At 70.8% G+C, this 15,332-nt stretch carries 14 protein-coding genes; 6 read left to right on the top strand and 8 right to left on the bottom strand.

The window, feature by feature from the left end; genetic code table 11:
* Positions 1-9: 9 nt before the first annotated feature.
* The 4 genes from ASG95_RS06185 to ASG95_RS06170 form a co-directional block, all read right to left on the bottom strand.
* Positions 10-789, bottom strand: coding sequence for an RcpC/CpaB family pilus assembly protein (locus ASG95_RS06185; protein ID WP_056922829.1), 780 nt, complete (start codon positions 787-789; stop codon positions 10-12).
* Positions 790-845: 56 nt separating this feature from the next.
* Entirely contained in the window at positions 846-1,088 is a 243-nt protein-coding gene (locus ASG95_RS06180; protein WP_057376902.1) for a Flp family type IVb pilin, read from the bottom strand.
* Between the two features lie 57 nt (positions 1,089-1,145).
* Positions 1,146-1,319, bottom strand: a complete 174-nt coding sequence (locus ASG95_RS06175; protein WP_056922831.1) for a Flp family type IVb pilin — start codon at positions 1,317-1,319, stop codon at positions 1,146-1,148.
* A gap of 295 nt (positions 1,320-1,614) precedes the next feature.
* Entirely contained in the window at positions 1,615-1,776 is a 162-nt protein-coding gene (locus tag ASG95_RS06170; protein WP_235543459.1) for a Flp family type IVb pilin, read from the bottom strand.
* Between the two features lie 215 nt (positions 1,777-1,991).
* Here ASG95_RS06170 and ASG95_RS06165 point away from each other — a divergent pair, with 215 nt between their 5' ends.
* On the top strand, positions 1,992-3,383 hold the full coding sequence (locus ASG95_RS06165; protein WP_056922833.1) for a hypothetical protein: 1,392 nt from the start codon (positions 1,992-1,994) through the stop codon (positions 3,381-3,383).
* Positions 3,380-4,798 (top strand): hypothetical protein, encoded by a 1,419-nt coding sequence (locus ASG95_RS06160; protein ID WP_056922834.1) that lies wholly within the window; start codon positions 3,380-3,382, stop codon positions 4,796-4,798. The genes ASG95_RS06165 and ASG95_RS06160 overlap by 4 nt, the downstream gene beginning before the upstream one ends.
* Positions 4,799-4,814: 16 nt before the next feature.
* Here ASG95_RS06160 and ASG95_RS06155 read toward each other — a convergent pair whose 3' ends face one another.
* Genes ASG95_RS06155 through mtrA form a run of 3 tightly spaced genes read right to left on the bottom strand, consistent with a single transcriptional unit; the run spans position 4,815 to position 9,045 of the window.
* Positions 4,815-6,581 (bottom strand): LpqB family beta-propeller domain-containing protein, encoded by a 1,767-nt coding sequence (locus ASG95_RS06155; RefSeq protein ID WP_082592380.1) that lies wholly within the window; start codon positions 6,579-6,581, stop codon positions 4,815-4,817.
* Positions 6,578-8,365 carry an MtrAB system histidine kinase MtrB gene (gene mtrB, locus ASG95_RS06150; protein ID WP_235543449.1) on the bottom strand — a complete coding sequence of 596 codons (1,788 nt, stop codon included), beginning with the start codon at positions 8,363-8,365 and terminating at the stop codon, positions 6,578-6,580. Before mtrB ends, ASG95_RS06155 begins: the two co-directional genes overlap by 4 nt.
* Before the next feature lie 2 nt (positions 8,366-8,367).
* The gene (gene mtrA, locus ASG95_RS06145; protein ID WP_056922836.1) at positions 8,368-9,045 is read right to left on the bottom strand and encodes an MtrAB system response regulator MtrA; all 678 of its coding nucleotides are present in this window, start codon (positions 9,043-9,045) and stop codon (positions 8,368-8,370) included.
* A 266-nt stretch (positions 9,046-9,311) separates the two neighbouring features.
* Here mtrA and ASG95_RS06140 point away from each other — a divergent pair, with 266 nt between their 5' ends.
* Genes ASG95_RS06140 through ASG95_RS06125 form a run of 4 tightly spaced genes read left to right on the top strand, consistent with a single transcriptional unit; the run spans position 9,312 to position 13,894 of the window.
* Positions 9,312-9,824, top strand: coding sequence for a TadE/TadG family type IV pilus assembly protein (locus ASG95_RS06140; protein ID WP_056922837.1), 513 nt, complete (start codon positions 9,312-9,314; stop codon positions 9,822-9,824).
* On the top strand, positions 9,821-11,011 hold the full coding sequence (locus tag ASG95_RS06135) for a pilus assembly protein TadG-related protein (protein WP_056922838.1): 1,191 nt from the start codon (positions 9,821-9,823) through the stop codon (positions 11,009-11,011). The genes ASG95_RS06140 and ASG95_RS06135 overlap by 4 nt, the downstream gene beginning before the upstream one ends.
* Before the next feature lie 5 nt (positions 11,012-11,016).
* On the top strand, positions 11,017-12,507 hold the full coding sequence (locus tag ASG95_RS20740) for a bifunctional glycosyltransferase/class I SAM-dependent methyltransferase (protein WP_082592378.1): 1,491 nt from the start codon (positions 11,017-11,019) through the stop codon (positions 12,505-12,507).
* Positions 12,500-13,894 carry a DUF2029 domain-containing protein gene (locus tag ASG95_RS06125; RefSeq protein ID WP_057376901.1) on the top strand — a complete coding sequence of 465 codons (1,395 nt, stop codon included), beginning with the start codon at positions 12,500-12,502 and terminating at the stop codon, positions 13,892-13,894. The genes ASG95_RS20740 and ASG95_RS06125 overlap by 8 nt, the downstream gene beginning before the upstream one ends.
* On the opposite strand, the gene ahcY is transcribed toward ASG95_RS06125, so the two are convergent.
* Positions 13,888-15,318 carry an adenosylhomocysteinase gene (ahcY, locus tag ASG95_RS06120; RefSeq protein WP_057376900.1) on the bottom strand — a complete coding sequence of 477 codons (1,431 nt, stop codon included), beginning with the start codon at positions 15,316-15,318 and terminating at the stop codon, positions 13,888-13,890. The genes ASG95_RS06125 and ahcY overlap by 7 nt on opposite strands.
* Positions 15,319-15,332: the final 14 nt, after the last annotated feature.

The raw sequence follows: 15,332 nt of genomic DNA, 5'->3' as shown, positions 1-15,332 counted from the left end.
GACGCACTCCTACTTGGCGGAGAAGAGGGTGGCTTCGGAGATGACCTTACCGAGGTCGATCTTGGGGTCCGTGCCACGCAGTGCGGCGTACAGGTTGCCGGTCTGGATCCCGTGCACCAGGCGGGTGGCGTCAGCGGGCGACACCGCGACGGTCATGAGGGCACCCCGGACCGGAGCCGAGCCGGCGGAGTCCTCCCCCGCGTCGGTGGGGGCCTGCGTCGGGGTGAGCGAGGCCTCGCCCATCGCGATGACCAGGACGTCGTCGAGGAGGACGCGGGTCTGCTGGCTCAGCTTGGTGGCGTCGGCGCCGTCCTTCACTGCCGTCTCGGTGGGCGTGTAGGTGTCGAACAGGACGACCTTGGACCCGGGCGTGAGGAAGGTGCCGACGCGGGCGGGGTCAGCCAGGGCGATGGACACCGCGACCTGACCGGCCGGCACGTCGATGGCCTTGGTGCCCACGGGCTTGGTGCCGAAGCGGTCGGCGAGCACGTACTCGCCGGGTTGGATGTCCGAGAGGGCGTACAGCCCACCATTCGAACCGGTGACGCCCTGCAGGGCACCGAGCGGCACACCCTTCGCGGCGACCGAGGTCTTGATGATCAGGCCGCTCTGCACCGAGTCCTTGAGCGTCGTGCCAGCGGGCACGACGGACTTGACCACATACACGGACGATGGGTCCTGCGCAGCGATGGCCCTGTCGTCAGCACCCTTGGCGTACATCAGCACGGCGACCACGCCGAGCAGTGCCACGACGGCGGCCGCGAAGATGGCGACGATTCTGCGTCCCACGATGTGATTCCCTTGCTTGAGGTCAGACGGTGGAGGCGCGCCGGCGAGGGCGCGTCCTACGGGTTGAAAACGCTTGAAGGCACGTTGTAGAGGTCACTCACGTTGTGCCCGAAGGCCACGACGGAGACCACGATGACGATGGCGATGAGGCCCACCATCAGGCCGTACTCGACAGCGGTGGCTCCGTGGTCGCCCCGGTGCGTACCAGGGCGACCACGGTTCAGCCAGCTGTCGGAGGAGCGCAGCCGCACTCCCGCGGACCGGCCGAAGGGCGCGATACGAGCGAGTCGTGCGGTCATGCTTCCTCCTGGGTTCGGCGGGCTGAAGTTGTGGCCCGTCGGATTTTCTTGGTTACGTCAGATGCTGGTGGCGGTGTTCTTGAACAGCGTGCTGAGGTTCGTGCCGAGCAGCGCAACGGCGACGATGATGACGATCGCGATGAGGGCAACCATGAGGCCGTACTCGACGGCGGTCGCACCCTTCTCGCGGGAGACGAGCTTGGTGTGAAGCTTGGCGGCGAACTTGTGCATGTGAGTAGTCCTTTCGAGACCAACGGGCGCGGTGGCCGTGTGCCCCGCGGTGAGAAGACTCGCAGTTCCGAGGACGGTGGGTAATCGTCCGTCATGCCATCCCCAACCGGCACCTTCGACTCCACTCTCTCCCCCGAACGGCCGATACCCGCCACCGAGTCACGCGCGTAGGGGACGTGCGAATCGGCCGCCTCCGGTGCGGGGCTGGACGCGGGTTGCGTCGTGGTCCCCTGGGTGGAGGCGGCCGATCACGGTCACGAGTGGGCGACCGGTGCGCGCGGTCGCGAGGAAATGGTCAGACGCTGTTGGCGGTGTTGTTGAACAGCGTGCTGAGGTTGGTGCCGAGGAGCGCCACGGCGACGATGATGACGATGGCGATGAGGGCGACCATCAGGCCGTACTCGACGGCGGTCGCACCCTTCTCGCGAGCAGCGAGCGCGGTGTTCAGCTTTGCCACGAACTGGAGCATGAGATGAGCCCCTTTCTGGGTAGAGCGGTGAGCGCGGGACGATTTCCCTTGGCGTCAAGCACACGGTCCCAGTTCGTAGGCGCCGCGATAATCGCCCAACGTGCCAGCCCCGACCGGTACTTTCGACTGCTCCCGCTCCCCCGTACAGCCGATGCCGGTGCGCCTGCGTGCGCCGCTATGGGCAACCTGCGAAGAATGAGGACATGCCCAGGCGAACCCCACTTCTCCGTGGCTGGGCGATCCTGCTGCCTGCGGTGGCCGTGGCCCTGGCCCCCCTCGCGCTGACCCGACCGGTGGGCGACCCCAGCCCCTGGCTGCACCTGCGCGTGGGGCAGTTCCTGCGGGAGGGCGGCCGGTTCGGCCTGCCCGACCCGTGGGCACCCTTCGCCACGCACGCCTACGTGCCCACCCAGTGGCTGCCTTCCATCGTCGTCTCGGACCTGACCGACCGGTTCGGGCTCGGCGCGGTGGTGTGGACGCGGGACCTGGGCATCGTCGCGCTGTTCGTCGCGGTCCACCTCGCCCTGCGCGCCCTTGCGGACGTACGGATCTCGCTGGTGGTCAGCTCGGCGGTGATGCTGGCCGCCTGGCCGGCGCTGACCGAACGACCCCAGCTGCTCGGCTTCGTCCTGTTGGCGCCCGTCGTGGCGCTGTGGCAGGCCAGTGCGCGTGACGGGCGGGCCCGCTGGTCCCTGGTGCCCCTCAGCTGGCTGCTGGCCTGCACCCACGGCATCTGGTCGCTCGGCCTGGCCGTCGGTGCGGTGTGCGTCGTCGCCACGCCTTGGGGCCGGGCCGGGCACCGCCGGATGGCGGGGGTCTGGGTGGCGAGCCTGGCCGCGACGGCCCTGACCCCGCTGGGCCCCAGGATCCTCGCGACGCCGTTCGCAGCCGGCTCGAACGGGCGCCAGTTCGTCGAGGAGTGGCTGCCGTCCTCGGCGCGCGACCCACACGTGGCGGTGGCCCTCGGGCTCTGCGCGGTGCTGGTGGCGCTCTGGCTCTTCCAGCCCGACCGGCCTCCGCTCTGGCAGGTGCTGCTCCTCCTGCTGTCGATCGTGTTGACGCTCTCGATGCAGCGGACGGTGCCGGTCGCAGCGCTGGTCCTCGCGCCGATGGTGGCGGCCGCCGGCACGCTGCGCTGGGGTTCGCTCGACCGCGAACGCCCCGCCCCTGCCACGGAGCGGTGGGCCCTGCTCGCCGCGGTCGTGGTGGCGGCGCTGGTCGCCCTCCCGCTGTCCGCGAGCGCGGCCCGCCAGGAGCCGGCCTACGTGCCGCAGGCCCTGCAGGCCCCGCTCGACGCGCTGCCGGCCGGCACCCGCGTCCTCGCCGAGGGCGACGTGACCGGCTGGTTGCTCTACACCGCGCCCCAGCTGCGACCGGTGTTCGACCTGCGGATCGAGTCGTACGCCCCCGACCACGTGCGCGACTACATCGACGCCCGCGCCGCCGAACCCGGCTGGCAGTCCTTCATCGCGAAGACCGCGCCGAGGGCCGCCCTCCTCCTCGAGTCCGCTCCCCTCGCCGGCGCGCTGCAGGATGAGTCCCACTGGACCGTGCAGGCCCGGGACCGGGGCTTCGTCCTGCTGGTGGCACCGTGACCCGGTCCTTCTCCCGCGCCCTGGGCATTTTCGGGTATGCCGTGGCGCTCCTCGTCGGGTTCGGTTTCGGCACGGGGCGGTACCAAGAGGTCGACACCTGGTGGCACCTGCGGGTGGGCCGGCACATCCTCGACACCCACCAGCTGCGCGGCACCGACCCGTGGGCGGCTTTCGCCGTCCACCCCTACACGGCCACCCAGTGGCTGCCCGAGGCCGTCACCGCGTGGCTGGTTGACCTCACCGGGATGGGGGCAGTGGTCTGGCTGCGCTCCCTGGCCAGCCTCTCCCTCGTCGTGCTCCTCTATCTCACGGCGCGGCAGTCGGCCGGGCGGCTGGCCTCCTCCGCGGCGGCGGCCATCGGCGTGCTGGGCTGTGGGGCCGGGCTCAACCCCCGTCCCCAGCTCGTGAGCTTCGTCTGCTTCGCCGTCGTCGTGCTCGCCTGGTCCCGCACGGTGCGCGACGGCCGTCCTCGCTGGTGGCTCATCCCGGTGTTCTGGCTCTGGGGGTGCAGCCACGGCCTGTGGACCTTCGGCCTCCTCGTCAGTGCCGTGTTCCTGGCTGCACTGGTCGTCGACCCCGTGACCCGGCCCGACCGGCGACGCACGGCGCAGCTCGCCGGGCTGGTGGCCGCGTGCGCCGCAGTGGTCGCGCTGACCCCGCTGGGCCCGGCCCTCCTGCTCACCCCCTTCGACGTGGCGGCCAACGCCGCTGGGCTCGCCGAGGAGTGGCGGGCGACACCGGTCAACAACGTCTTCGCGATCGCGGCCCTGGGCATGGGGGTCGCCACGCCGCTGGCCTGGCTCGTGACCCGGCACCGCCCGCGGGTCTGGGAGCTGGCCCAGCTCACCCTGTCGCTCGGCCTCACCCTGGTGATGTGGCGTCTCGTGCCGCTCGGGGCGATCCTGGCGGCGCCCCTGCTCGCCACGGCGATCCAGCCGCTGGTCGGTCGAGCCCGCGAGGGCTGGTCGAGGCGCGAGCGCCGGGCCGTGCTGGCGTCGTGGGCCGCCGCACTGGCGCTCGCCACCGCCCTGGCGGCCGGCTCCGCCGGCCCCACCGCGCAACAGTTCCCCGGCAAGGTCGGCGCGGTGGACTCGGCGCTGGCGGAGCTGCCGGCCGGCACCGTGGTGCTGGACGACTTCGGCCTCAGCGGCTGGCTCCTGTGGAAGCACCCGACGCTCGAGCCCGTCATCGACCTCCGGGTCGAGCTGTACTCCCCCGAGCACATCGCCGCCTACCGCCGGACCGAACGCGTCCAGCCGGGCTGGCAGGACCTGCTCACCGAGACCCGGCCCGCCTACGCGGTGCTGCGCACCGACTCCGCGCTGAGTGGCGCGCTGCAGGACCGGCTCGGCTGGGCGACCGTCGCGACCGGCGGCGACTACACGCTGCTGCGCGCCCCGGCCGGACCCGGCTGAGCCGAGCCGCGCGTCCTCAGCGCGCCGCGACCAGCAGGTCGGTCCCCTCGCCCACCCGCTGCCAGCGGCTGCCGGCGCGGATCAGCACCTCGTGGTCGTCGGTCGTCACGACCAGCCCCCGCTCGCCGTTGACCGTAGTGATCGTCCGCGCGCCGGCGATCTCCGGCCCGGCCGCAATGGGTCCGCCCAGTGGCACCAGCCAGGGCCGGATCACCTGGCTGGACGTCAGTCGTCCGAGGACAGCCACCGTGGCGTCGTCGACCCAGACCAGGTCGCGCGCCAGGGACAGCGTCGGGGCCAGCCGCAGCGGCGTGGAGAGCGAGGCCGGGAGTCCGTTGGGCTGCCGCACCACCCCCGCGACGTCGACCCGCGGGCTCGAGCCGTCGCGGTCGGTGGTCACGACCGCCACCCGCTGTCCGTCGGGCGAGAGCCGCAGGCTGACCACCGTACGGCCGCTCAGCCAGTCGGCCGAGACGGTCTGCGGGGTGGACTTGGAGGCGTCTCCCGGGTCGGCCGCCGCGTTCACGACCCAGACCCTGGTGGCGCCGTTGGCGCGACCCGCGACCCACAGGACGTCCTCGCGGTCGTAGGTCGGATGGGTCAGCATCGTGCCGGGCGCGGTGAGCTGGACCTGGGTGGTCCCCCGCCAGCGGATCAGCTGGGCCCGGTCGCCTCCCACGGCAGCGATCTCCTGGCCGTTGCGCGACATGGCGAGGTAGGCCCAGCCCGGTTGGACCGTCGGGAAGCTGGCGGCCTGGGGTGGTGGTGGGCGCTGCCCGTTGTCGCCGACGTCGTCCGGGTCGACCGCGACCAGCGTGGTGCCGACCCGCAGGACCGGCTTGACCAGGGGGTCCGACGGTGTGGGGAACCCGAGCAGGGACAGGCTGTCGACCGTGCTGTCGCCATTGGGCATCTGCAGGTCGGCGCCCTCGAGCTGGAGGGCCACCCGTTCCACCCCTGGGGCCTGGGTGACGGTGGCGAGGAACTGGGCGCCGAGGTTCTGCCGCTGGCCGGGGTCGTTGCCAAGCTTGGTGGCCGAGAGGTCCACCTTGGCCGTGCCCGACGCGACCGTCACGGCGTCGACCGCGAGCTTCGTGCCGGCCGGGATGTCGGTGCGCACTGCCCCCTTGAGGTAGTCGGGCACCCCCGCCAGGAGGGAGCGCGCGAGCCGGGTCGCCAGGCCGGTGCCGAGGGGCAGCCACCGGATGTCGGGGACGAGCCGGTGGTCGCCGGCCGACACGTAGTAGATCCGGAACGGGTCGTAGAGCCGGTCGAGGTCGGCCTGGCTCAGCCAGGTGCCGAAGTTGTCGGGCATCTGGCTGATCCGCCACTCGCCTCCCGTGCGCTCGAGCCGGAACGTCACCTGCACCCTCGACCGAGGCGACAGCTCCTGGTAGCGCCCGGCGCCGTCGATGCGGGCGATGGCCTTGGCGACGGCCGTCACGGTGTCGTCGTTACTGGGCTTGTAGGTCACTTCCGAGTCGGACCCGAAGACGACGACCGACGAGTCGGGCCGCCAGGTGCTCTGCGGTCCGCTCGCGAGGTAGGACCGGGCGACCTGATAGGAGTCGTCACTGGCCGCGGCGGCGCGGATGAAGCCCTGTACCACCTGCTGCGGTGAGGAGCCCGGCGCCACCGGGTTGACCTCCACCCGCACCTCGTTCTCCTGCACCGACCCGACCTCGAGCCCGGGCTGGATCGCCGAGCTGGTGGACAGCCCGCCGCAGGCGGTGACGGCGAGCACCGCGCCCGTAGCCAGCGTCGCGGCATACCGGCGCCTCATCGGGGACGCCCCGGGGCGGTGGGGGTATGCCGCGTGCTCCCCACCGGGCGCGCGGCGCCGGTCTGGACGATGGGGCGCACCGGGGCCTGGGGCTCCGCAGGAGGTTCGGTGAGGTCGTCGGGGCGCAGGGGTAGTGGCGCCTCGACGATCGGGACACCGGCGCGGCGCGGCAGGGTGAGCCGGAAGCAGGACCCCTCTCCGGGCTCACCCCACGCCTGCAGCCAGCCGTCGTGCAGCCGCGCGTCCTCCAGCGAGATCGCCAGGCCGAGCCCGGTGCCGCCGGTGGTGCGGGCCCGCGCCGGGTCGGCCCGCCAGAACCGGTTGAACACCAGGGCGCCCTCGCCAGGGCGCAGGCCGACGCCGTGGTCGCGGACCGTGACGGCCGCGGCGGTCTCGTTGACCGCGATGGCGATCTCGACCGGACGGCCCTCGCCGTGCTCCAGCGCGTTGACCACGAGGTTGCGCAGGATCCGCTCGACCCGGCGGGCATCCATCTCGGCGTCACACTGCCCGTCCGAGGAGACCGTGATGGTGCTGCCCCAGCGGTCGGCGATCGGCTGGGCGGACTGCACGGCGCGCGCCACCGTGGCCCGCAGGTCGGTGACCTCCGAGTCGAGCGCGGCGGCCCCGGCGTCGAATCGGCTGATCTCGAGCAGGTCGGCGAGCAGCTCCTCGAACCGGTCGAGCTCGTTGTGCAGCAGCTCGGCCGACCGGGACACCGCGGGGTCGAAGCCGGTCCGCGAGTCGTGGATCAGGTCGGCGGCCATCCGGATGGTCGTCAGGGGGGTGCGCAGCTCGTGGGACACGTCGGAGACGAAGCGCTGCTGCACCCGCGAGAGGCCTTCGAGCTGGCGGATCTGGGTCTGCAGGCTGTCGGCCATCTCGTTGAACGACTTGGCCAGCCGGGCCAGGTCGTCCTCGCCGCGGGCCCGCATCCGCTCGTTGAGCCGGCCGGAGGCGAGCCGCTCGGCGACCACGGCGGCCCGGCGCACCGGGGAGACCACCTGACGGGTCACCACCCAGGCGATCACCCCGACGAGGAACACCAACGCGAGCCCGCCGATGAGGAAGGTGCGGGTGATCAGGTCGAGGGTGGCCTGCTCGCGCTGCATCGGGAACACCACGTACATGTCGTAGCGGCCGGCCAGGGGCGGCTCGACCTGCGAGCCGACGATGACGGCCGGCACGGTGTTCTCGGTCTGCGGGTCGGTGATGCCGATCAGCGTCACCTGCTGCCGTCGGGGGTCGTCCCGGACGGCCTCACGCAGGGCGAGGGGCACGACGGTCAGGCCGATCTCGCCGCTGGAGATGGTGCGAATGGTCGTGTTCGAGGTGTTCTCGAGGCCCCGCGTCAGCACGAGGTAGCGCTCGTTGTCGCCGCCGGCCGAGGCGGCGCTCTTGATGGCCTGGCTGGCCAGCACGTTGAGGTCGGCCTCGCTGCTGGTGCGGTCGCTCTCGTCGAAGGTGGCCTGGACCTCCGTGGTCAACCGGGAGGTCTCGGTCTGCGCCGACTCGATGCGGTCCTGCTCGAGGCCGTCCGAGATCGAGGAGAACAGGTAGGAGCCGAGCAGCAGCACGACGACCAGCCCGAGCAGCATGGTCGTGGACACCACGCGGAACTGCAGGGAGGCCCGCCACATGTGGGCGGCGGTCCGCGCCCAGCGGGCGGCATACCGGCGAGCCCGGCCGAGGAACGACCGGAGTGCACGCGCGCCCTGGGCGCGGTGGTCGGAGAACCGCGGTGTCGGCGTCCGACCAGGCCTCGGACCGGCCGACTCGGACATGGCTAGCTCGGGCCCGCCTTGTAGCCGACGCCGCGGACGGTGACGACGATCTCGGGGTGCTCGGGGTCGTGCTCGATCTTCGAGCGCAGCCGCTGCACGTGCACGTTGACCAGTCGGGTGTCACCCGCGTGGCGGTAGCCCCAGACCTGCTCGAGCAGCACCTCGCGGGTGAACACCTGCCACGGCTTGCGGGCCAGGGCGACCAGGAGGTCGAACTCGAGGGGGGTGAGCGACAACGAGTCGCCGTCGCGCTTCACCGAGTGGCCGGCGACGTCGATGACGAGGTCACCGATCTCCAGGCGCTCCGGCTCGGGCTCGTCACCACGACGCAACCTGGCCCGGATGCGGGCGATCAGCTCCTGCGGCTTGAACGGCTTGACGACGTAGTCGTCAGCCCCTGACTCGAGGCCGACGACGATGTCGACGGTGTCGGTGCGGGCGGTGAGCATGACGATCGGCACGCCGGACTCGGCCCGGATCCGCCGGCACACCTCCATGCCGTCCAGGCCGGGCAGCATGACGTCGAGGAGGACCAGGTCGGGACGGTGCTCGCGGAAGGCGCCCAGCGCCCCCGCGCCGTCGGCGACGTGCGCGACCTCGAGTCCTTCGTTGCGCAGGACGATGCCGAGCATCTCCGCCAGCGCCAGGTCGTCGTCGACGATGAGCACGCGACCGTTCACCTGCGCCTACCCTCTTTCTGCAGTGAGTGGAGAATCCCTCCTGAATCATCACACACGGGTGCGCTCCGCACGGGGACCCGGTGTCATCAGCCGTTCGGTCAAGGTGGGACCGGTCCGAACGTCCCATCCTGCTGGCCCGGCGCGTGCCGGGAGCCGCGCACCTGCGGATTCAACCGTTTGGACGATTCAGGACGGTGGGCGCTCCCCCGAGGATGTGCTTGGCAGCACGCCGATGGGGTGTGTGATGAGCAGGGAGAGCAGCACGCATGGCACTGAAGCGACCCATCCGTGGCAGCCGCCCTGAGGGCGGGGCTGCGGCTGTCGAGTTCGCCCTGGTCATGCCGATCCTCGTGCTCCTGATCAGCTCGATCGTGGGCTTCGGCGTCGTCCTGGCCCAGCAGATGGCCCTCGGCAACGCCGCCCGCCAGACGGCCCGCTCGGCTGCCGTGGAGGCCTCCTTCTGCGGCACCGGCGGCGGCACCGGCTCGCCCGGCACGATGCTGACCGCGGAAGCCAAGCTCAACGCCACCACCCTCTTCGTCACGAAGAACAACGTGCAGGTCGAGATCAAGACCGGAACCACCTCCCCCACCGACCCCTACTCGACGGCGTGGACCAACACCTGCAGCGGCGACACGACCCAGCCGTGCACGGGGACCACCTTCGGAGACAACGTCTACGTGCGGATGCGCTACACCTCCACGCTGTCCCTGCCCTTCTTCCAGCCGTCCTTCAACCTCTCCGCGATTGGGGCCTTCCGATGCGAGTTCAACTCATGAGCCGCCTGCGCTCCCGCCGTCGTGACGAGCGGGGCGCCGTCGCCGTGACCGTGGCGATGTTGATGGTGGTGCTCGTCGGCATCGGCGCCTTCACCGTGGACTTCGGCGTCTCCTACGTCAGCACCCGACAGCTCCAGACGGCCTCCGACTCGGCCGCCCTCGCCGCAGCCACCAAGTACGGACAGCTGCCCGGCAGCTGCGCAGTGCTCGCTGCCGACACCGCGGCGAAGGCCGCGGTGCAGTCCGGTGTGACCTCCTACCGCGAGGAAAACCGGGCCGGCAGCACTGGCTCGATCACCTCGGTGGCCTGCTCGCCTGACGGCAAGGCCCTCGACATCACGTACAGCTCGGCCGGGTCGACAGAGTCCTTCCTGGGCGGTGTCTTCGGCCACAGCAGCGGATACAACTCCACCAAGAGCGCCACCGCCCGGGTGCAGGTGCCGACCCAGGGGATTGGCGTGCGGCCCTACGCCCTCTGCGGCTCGATCCTGCCCTCCGTCACCACGTTCCCCTCCCCCGTGTTCCAGATGGACCTGCCCTCGACCGGCAACTCGCTGTGCCCGGGGGCGGCGTCAAGCGGCAACTGGTGGTCGATCGACTGCCCCGAGGCCCCGAGCAACAGCAACACCTACCTGGGTGAAGCGACCCTGAACGGCTGCACGGACCCGATCAGCATCGTGCCCAACCAGGGGACGCGCACCGGTTCCGACCTGCGCAACTACCTGAACAACAGCTGCCCGGTGAAGTCCAGCAGCTGCCTCGGCGCCAACACCGGAAACCTCGGCGGTACCCCGATCCTCAATGCCTGGTCCAGCCTGGTCCAGGAGCGCAAGCGGATCCTGCTCCCCGTCTTCTGTGGCACGCCCAGCCCGTGCGACCAGGCCGCCGTGGTCAACGCCGGGGGCAACAACGCCATCTACCCCGTGCAGGCGCTCGTCGGCGTCATCGTCTGCGGCTACCACTTCGGCACGAACAACAACCAGAACAGCGCGGCGATCCCGATGGACGGCGACTGCGGCGGTCTCAACAACCCGAACGGCCTGACTGCGGCTCCCGGCGGCAACCAGGACAACTACCTGCTCCTGCGAGCGGTCCGGATACAGGTCTCCGGCAGCAGTGGTGACCCGCAGTGCGCCATGGGCGACACCTGCGACCTGGGCGCCCGCATCTACAAACTCGTCAAGTAACCATCATGCAGATCACCCGCCCCCGCACGCTGATCCTCATCGTGGCGTACAACGCCGAGACCACCCTGCGGTCCGTGCTCGACCGGATCCCGCAGACCGTCCTCGACGACTACGACTGCGAGGTGCTGGTCATCGACGACGCCTCGTCCGACGAGACGTTCTCGACCGGCCTGGCCTACCGCCAAAGCCGGCCGGACCTGCCCCTCACGGTGCTGCGCAACCCGGAGAACCAGGGCTACGGCGGCAACCAGAAGCTCGGTTACTTCTACGCCATGACCCACGGCTTCGATCTCGTCGCGCTCGTGCACGGCGACGGCCAGTACGCCCCGGAGGAGCTGCCCCGCCTCCTCGCGCCGCTGCGCGACGGGGTGGCTGACGCCGTCATGGGCAGCCGCATGCTGACGCCCGGGGCGGCCCGCAAGGGCGGCATGCCGCTGTACAAGTTCGTCGGCAACCGGATCCTCACGACCGTCCAGAACCGCCTCGCCGGTGCAGACCTCTCGGAGTGGCACAGCGGCTTCCGCCTCTACACGGTGGACATCCTGCGTCGGCTGCGGTTCGAGACCAACCCCGACGACTTCAGCTTCGACACCAAGATCATCCTCCAGCTGCTCGGTGCCGACGCGACCGTCCTGGAGCTGCCCATCCCGACGTACTACGGCGACGAGATCTGCCGGGTCGACGGCATCCGCTACGCCGGTCAGGTCACCCGGGCCAGCGTGACGGCGCTCTTCCACCGGGTGGGCCTGATGCATCGACGGGACCTCTCCCCCGTCGATGCCGGCTCCATCGAGCGCTACGACGTCAAGCTGCACGAGCGCAGCAGCCACACCGAGGTGCTGGCCCGCGTCGACGCAGGCAGCCGAGTGCTCGACCTCGGCGCCGGTCCCGGCGCATTCGCCAGCGCCCTCGCCGACAAGGGTGCCGTCGTGACGACGGCCGACCTGCACCGCTCCACCGTCATCGACCCGCGGGTCGCCACCCACGTGGTCGACCTCAACCAGCCGCTCGAGCTCCCGCTGGACGACTACGACCAGGTACTGCTGCTCGACGTCATCGAGCACCTCGCCGATCCGGAGACCTTCCTCGAGGACCTGCGGTTCGCCCTGGGCAGCCAGCGCCGCGAGCTCGTCCTGACCACGCCCAACATCGCCTTCGCGGTGTCCCGCCTGATGCTCGCCCTGGGCCAGTTCAACTACGGCGAGACCGGCATCCTCGACCGGACGCACACTCGCCTGTTCACCTTCCGCACGATCCGCACGGCACTGCACCAGGCCGGCTGGGACGTGCAGGAGGTGGTCGGCATCCCCGCCCCCTACGCCAAGGCGATCGGCCACGGGCCGCTGGCATCCCTGCTCACCCGGGTGAACAGTGCCCTGATCCGAGTCGCTCCCCGGCTGTTCTCGTACCAGATCCTGGTGACCGCGAGGAGCCGGCCGCACGCGCAGCACCGACTCGCCTCGACGACCGCCCTCTCCGCCCAGCTCAGTGCGTGACCTGAGCTCACGTCTGGGGAGCAGCCAGGGCCAGGGCGCCGCTGCAGTGCTGCTGTTCGCGGTGTACGTCGGCACCGCCTTCATGAACCTGCGCCCCCTGGCGCTCGTGGCCGTCGTCGCAAGCCTCGCGCTGGCCCACGCCAGCCTGCGCAACCCGACTCTGCACGAGAGCTCCTACGCCCGCCTCCCGATGGGCCTCATCGCGGCTGCCGCCCTCACCGGGGCACAGCTGCTGGCCACGGCCGGGCTCTACCTCCTGACCCCCGTCTTCGTGGCGGTGGCCGTGCTCGCCACGCTGCCCCACCGGTTCGCCGTCGCCCGGGCAGCCCGGATCGTCCTGCCCCCGTTGCTCGCCGCGCTGGCCGTGTGGTGGCTGGCGCGGGACGAGCCGCGCATCGACGTCCACGTCTTCCTCACCGACGGCGCCCGTGCGCTCCTGCACGGCGTCAACCCCTATTCCATCGACTTCCCCAACATCTACGGACCCGAGGAGACCGCCCAGTACTACGGCCCCGACGTCGTGCAGGACGGGCGATTGGCGTTCGGCTTCCCCTATCCTCCGTTGCTGCTTCTCACCGCCCTCCCGGGCTATCTCCTCGGCGATGTCCGGCTCTCCTCGGCCATCGCGGTGACCGTCGTGGGCGGGTGGCTGTTGTGGCGGTCGCACACGACGAGCGGCCGCCGGGCGGCCGTGCTGCTCCTGTGCCTACCCGGCCTGCCGAGCCTGTTCGCGGGGGCCTGGGTCGAGCCCGTCGTCGTGGCCCTGCTGGCCGTCGTGGTGCTGGCCGCCCGGCGCGAACGGTGGGTCGTGGCCGCGGTGGCGCTCGGGCTGCTCTACGTCTCCAAGCAGTACTTCCTCGTCGCGCTCCCCTGCCTGTGGCTGCTGCGGCCGTACGTCACCAGGGGCCGACTGCTGGCCTTCGTCGGCACGGGCGCCGTGGTGACGCTGCCCTTCATTGCCTGGAGCCCGGCGTCCTGGTGGAGCAGTGTCGTGACGCTGCAGTTCCAGCAGCCGTTCCGCCCCGACTCCACCAGCATCGTCGCCGAGCTGGCCGAGGTGTTCGGCTGGGCCGACCCGACGTGGGCGGGCCCGGTGTCCCTCGCCGCGGGCTTCGCCGTGGCGCTGGTACTCGCCCGGACCCTGCGGCCCGGGGTCGCGACGTTCAGCCTGGCCCTCGGTCTCTGCCTGGCGGTGACGTTCCTGCTCTCGAAGCAGGCGTTCCTCAACTACTACCTCGTCTGTGCGGGAGCCTTGGTCCTGGCGGCCTGGTGCCGTGCGGAGGAGGCACCCTCGGAGACGGGTATGCCGCCCGCTCACGGTGAGCGGGCGGCATACCCGGTGGTGCGTGGTGGCGCCGAGGCACCGGTGGGGTCGGCGCCTCAGTAGCGGTAGTGCTCCGGCTTGTACGGGCCGGACACGTCGACACCGATGTAGGCGGCCTGCTCCTTGGTCAGCTCGGTGAGCTCGGCGCCGAGGGCGTCGAGGTGCAGCCGTGCGACCTTCTCGTCGAGGTGCTTGGGCAGCACGTAGACCTGCTTGTCGTAGTCGTCGTTCTTCGTGAACAGCTCGATCTGGGCGATCGTCTGGTTCGCGAAGGAGTTCGACATGACGAAGCTGGGGTGGCCGGTCGCGTTGCCGAGGTTCATCAGGCGACCCTCGGAGAGCACGATGATCGAGTTGCCGCTCTCGAAGGTCCACTCGTGCACCTGCGGCTTGATCTCGGTCTTGGTGACGGCGACCTTGGCCAGGCCGGCCATGTCGATCTCGTTGTCGAAGTGACCGATGTTGGACACGATCGCCTTGTTCTTCATCTGCGTCATGTGCTCGGCGGTGATGATGTTGAAGTTGCCGGTGGTGGTGACGAAGATGTCGGCGATGCCGACGACGTCGTCGAGGCGGGCGACCTGGTAGCCCTCCATCGCGGCCTGCAGCGCGCAGATCGGGTCGATCTCGGTGACGATCACGCGAGCGCCCTGGCCGGCCAGCGCCGAGGCGCAGCCCTTGCCCACGTCGCCGAAGCCGGCGACGACGGCGACCTTGCCGCCGATGAGGACGTCGGTGGCGCGGTTGAGGCCATCGAGCACCGAGTGGCGGCAGCCGTACTTGTTGTCGAACTTGGACTTGGTGACCGAGTCGTTGACGTTGATCGCCGGGAACAGCAGGTCACCGGTGGTGGCGAGCTCGTAGAGGCGGTGCACGCCGGTCGTGGTCTCCTCGGTGACGCCCTTGATCTCCTCGGAGACCTTGGTCCACTTGGTGGGGTCGGCCTTGAGGGTCTTGCGGACGAGCTCCTTGAAGACCCCGACCTCCTCGGAGTCGGCCTCGTCGGTGGGGGGCACCTGACCGGCCTTCTCCCAGGCCCGCCCGTTGTGCACGAGCATGGTGGCGTCGCCACCGTCGTCGAGGATCATGTTGGCGCCCTCGCCACCGGGCCAGGTGAGGATCTGCTCGGTGCAGTCCCAGTAGTCGGTGAGCGTCTCGCCCTTCCAGGCGAACACCGGGACACCCTGCGGGTCCTCGGGCGTGCCCTTGCCGACGACGACCGCGGCAGCGGCCTCGTCCTGGGTCGAGTAGATGTTGCAGGAGGCCCAGCGGACCTCGGCACCGAGCGCGGTCAGCGTCTCGATGAGCACGGCGGTCTGCACGGTCATGTGCAGGGAACCGGCGATGCGGGCGCCGGCGAGCGGCTGGGCCGCCGCGAACTCCTCGCGCAGGGACATCAGACCGGGCATCTCGTGCTCGGCCAGGCGGATCTGGTGACGGCCGGCCTCAGCGAGGCTCAGGTCGGCAACCTTGTAGTCAAAAGGCATGGAAGAACTCCTGG

This window comes from Phycicoccus sp. Soil803, assembly GCF_001429685.1.
Lineage (GTDB): Bacteria > Actinomycetota > Actinomycetes > Actinomycetales > Dermatophilaceae > Pedococcus.
This window is presented reverse-complemented; position numbering and strand designations above follow the sequence as displayed.

Excerpts from the sequence above, each read along its gene's own strand:
- ASG95_RS06180 (WP_057376902.1), bottom strand. The coding sequence starts at position 1,088 with ATGACCGCACGACTCGCTCGTATCGCGCCCTTCGGCCGGTCCGCGGGA.
- ASG95_RS06175 (WP_056922831.1), bottom strand. The coding sequence starts at position 1,319 with ATGCACAAGTTCGCCGCCAAGCTTCACACCAAGCTCGTCTCCCGCGAG.
- ASG95_RS06165 (WP_056922833.1), top strand. The coding sequence starts at position 1,992 with ATGCCCAGGCGAACCCCACTTCTCCGTGGCTGGGCGATCCTGCTGCCT.
- ASG95_RS06155 (WP_082592380.1), bottom strand. The coding sequence starts at position 6,581 with ATGAGGCGCCGGTATGCCGCGACGCTGGCTACGGGCGCGGTGCTCGCC.
- mtrB (WP_235543449.1), bottom strand. The coding sequence starts at position 8,365 with ATGTCCGAGTCGGCCGGTCCGAGGCCTGGTCGGACGCCGACACCGCGG.
- ASG95_RS06140 (WP_056922837.1), top strand. The coding sequence starts at position 9,312 with ATGGCACTGAAGCGACCCATCCGTGGCAGCCGCCCTGAGGGCGGGGCT.
- ASG95_RS06135 (WP_056922838.1), top strand. The coding sequence starts at position 9,821 with ATGAGCCGCCTGCGCTCCCGCCGTCGTGACGAGCGGGGCGCCGTCGCC.
- ASG95_RS20740 (WP_082592378.1), top strand. The coding sequence starts at position 11,017 with ATGCAGATCACCCGCCCCCGCACGCTGATCCTCATCGTGGCGTACAAC.
- ahcY (WP_057376900.1), bottom strand. The coding sequence starts at position 15,318 with ATGCCTTTTGACTACAAGGTTGCCGACCTGAGCCTCGCTGAGGCCGGC.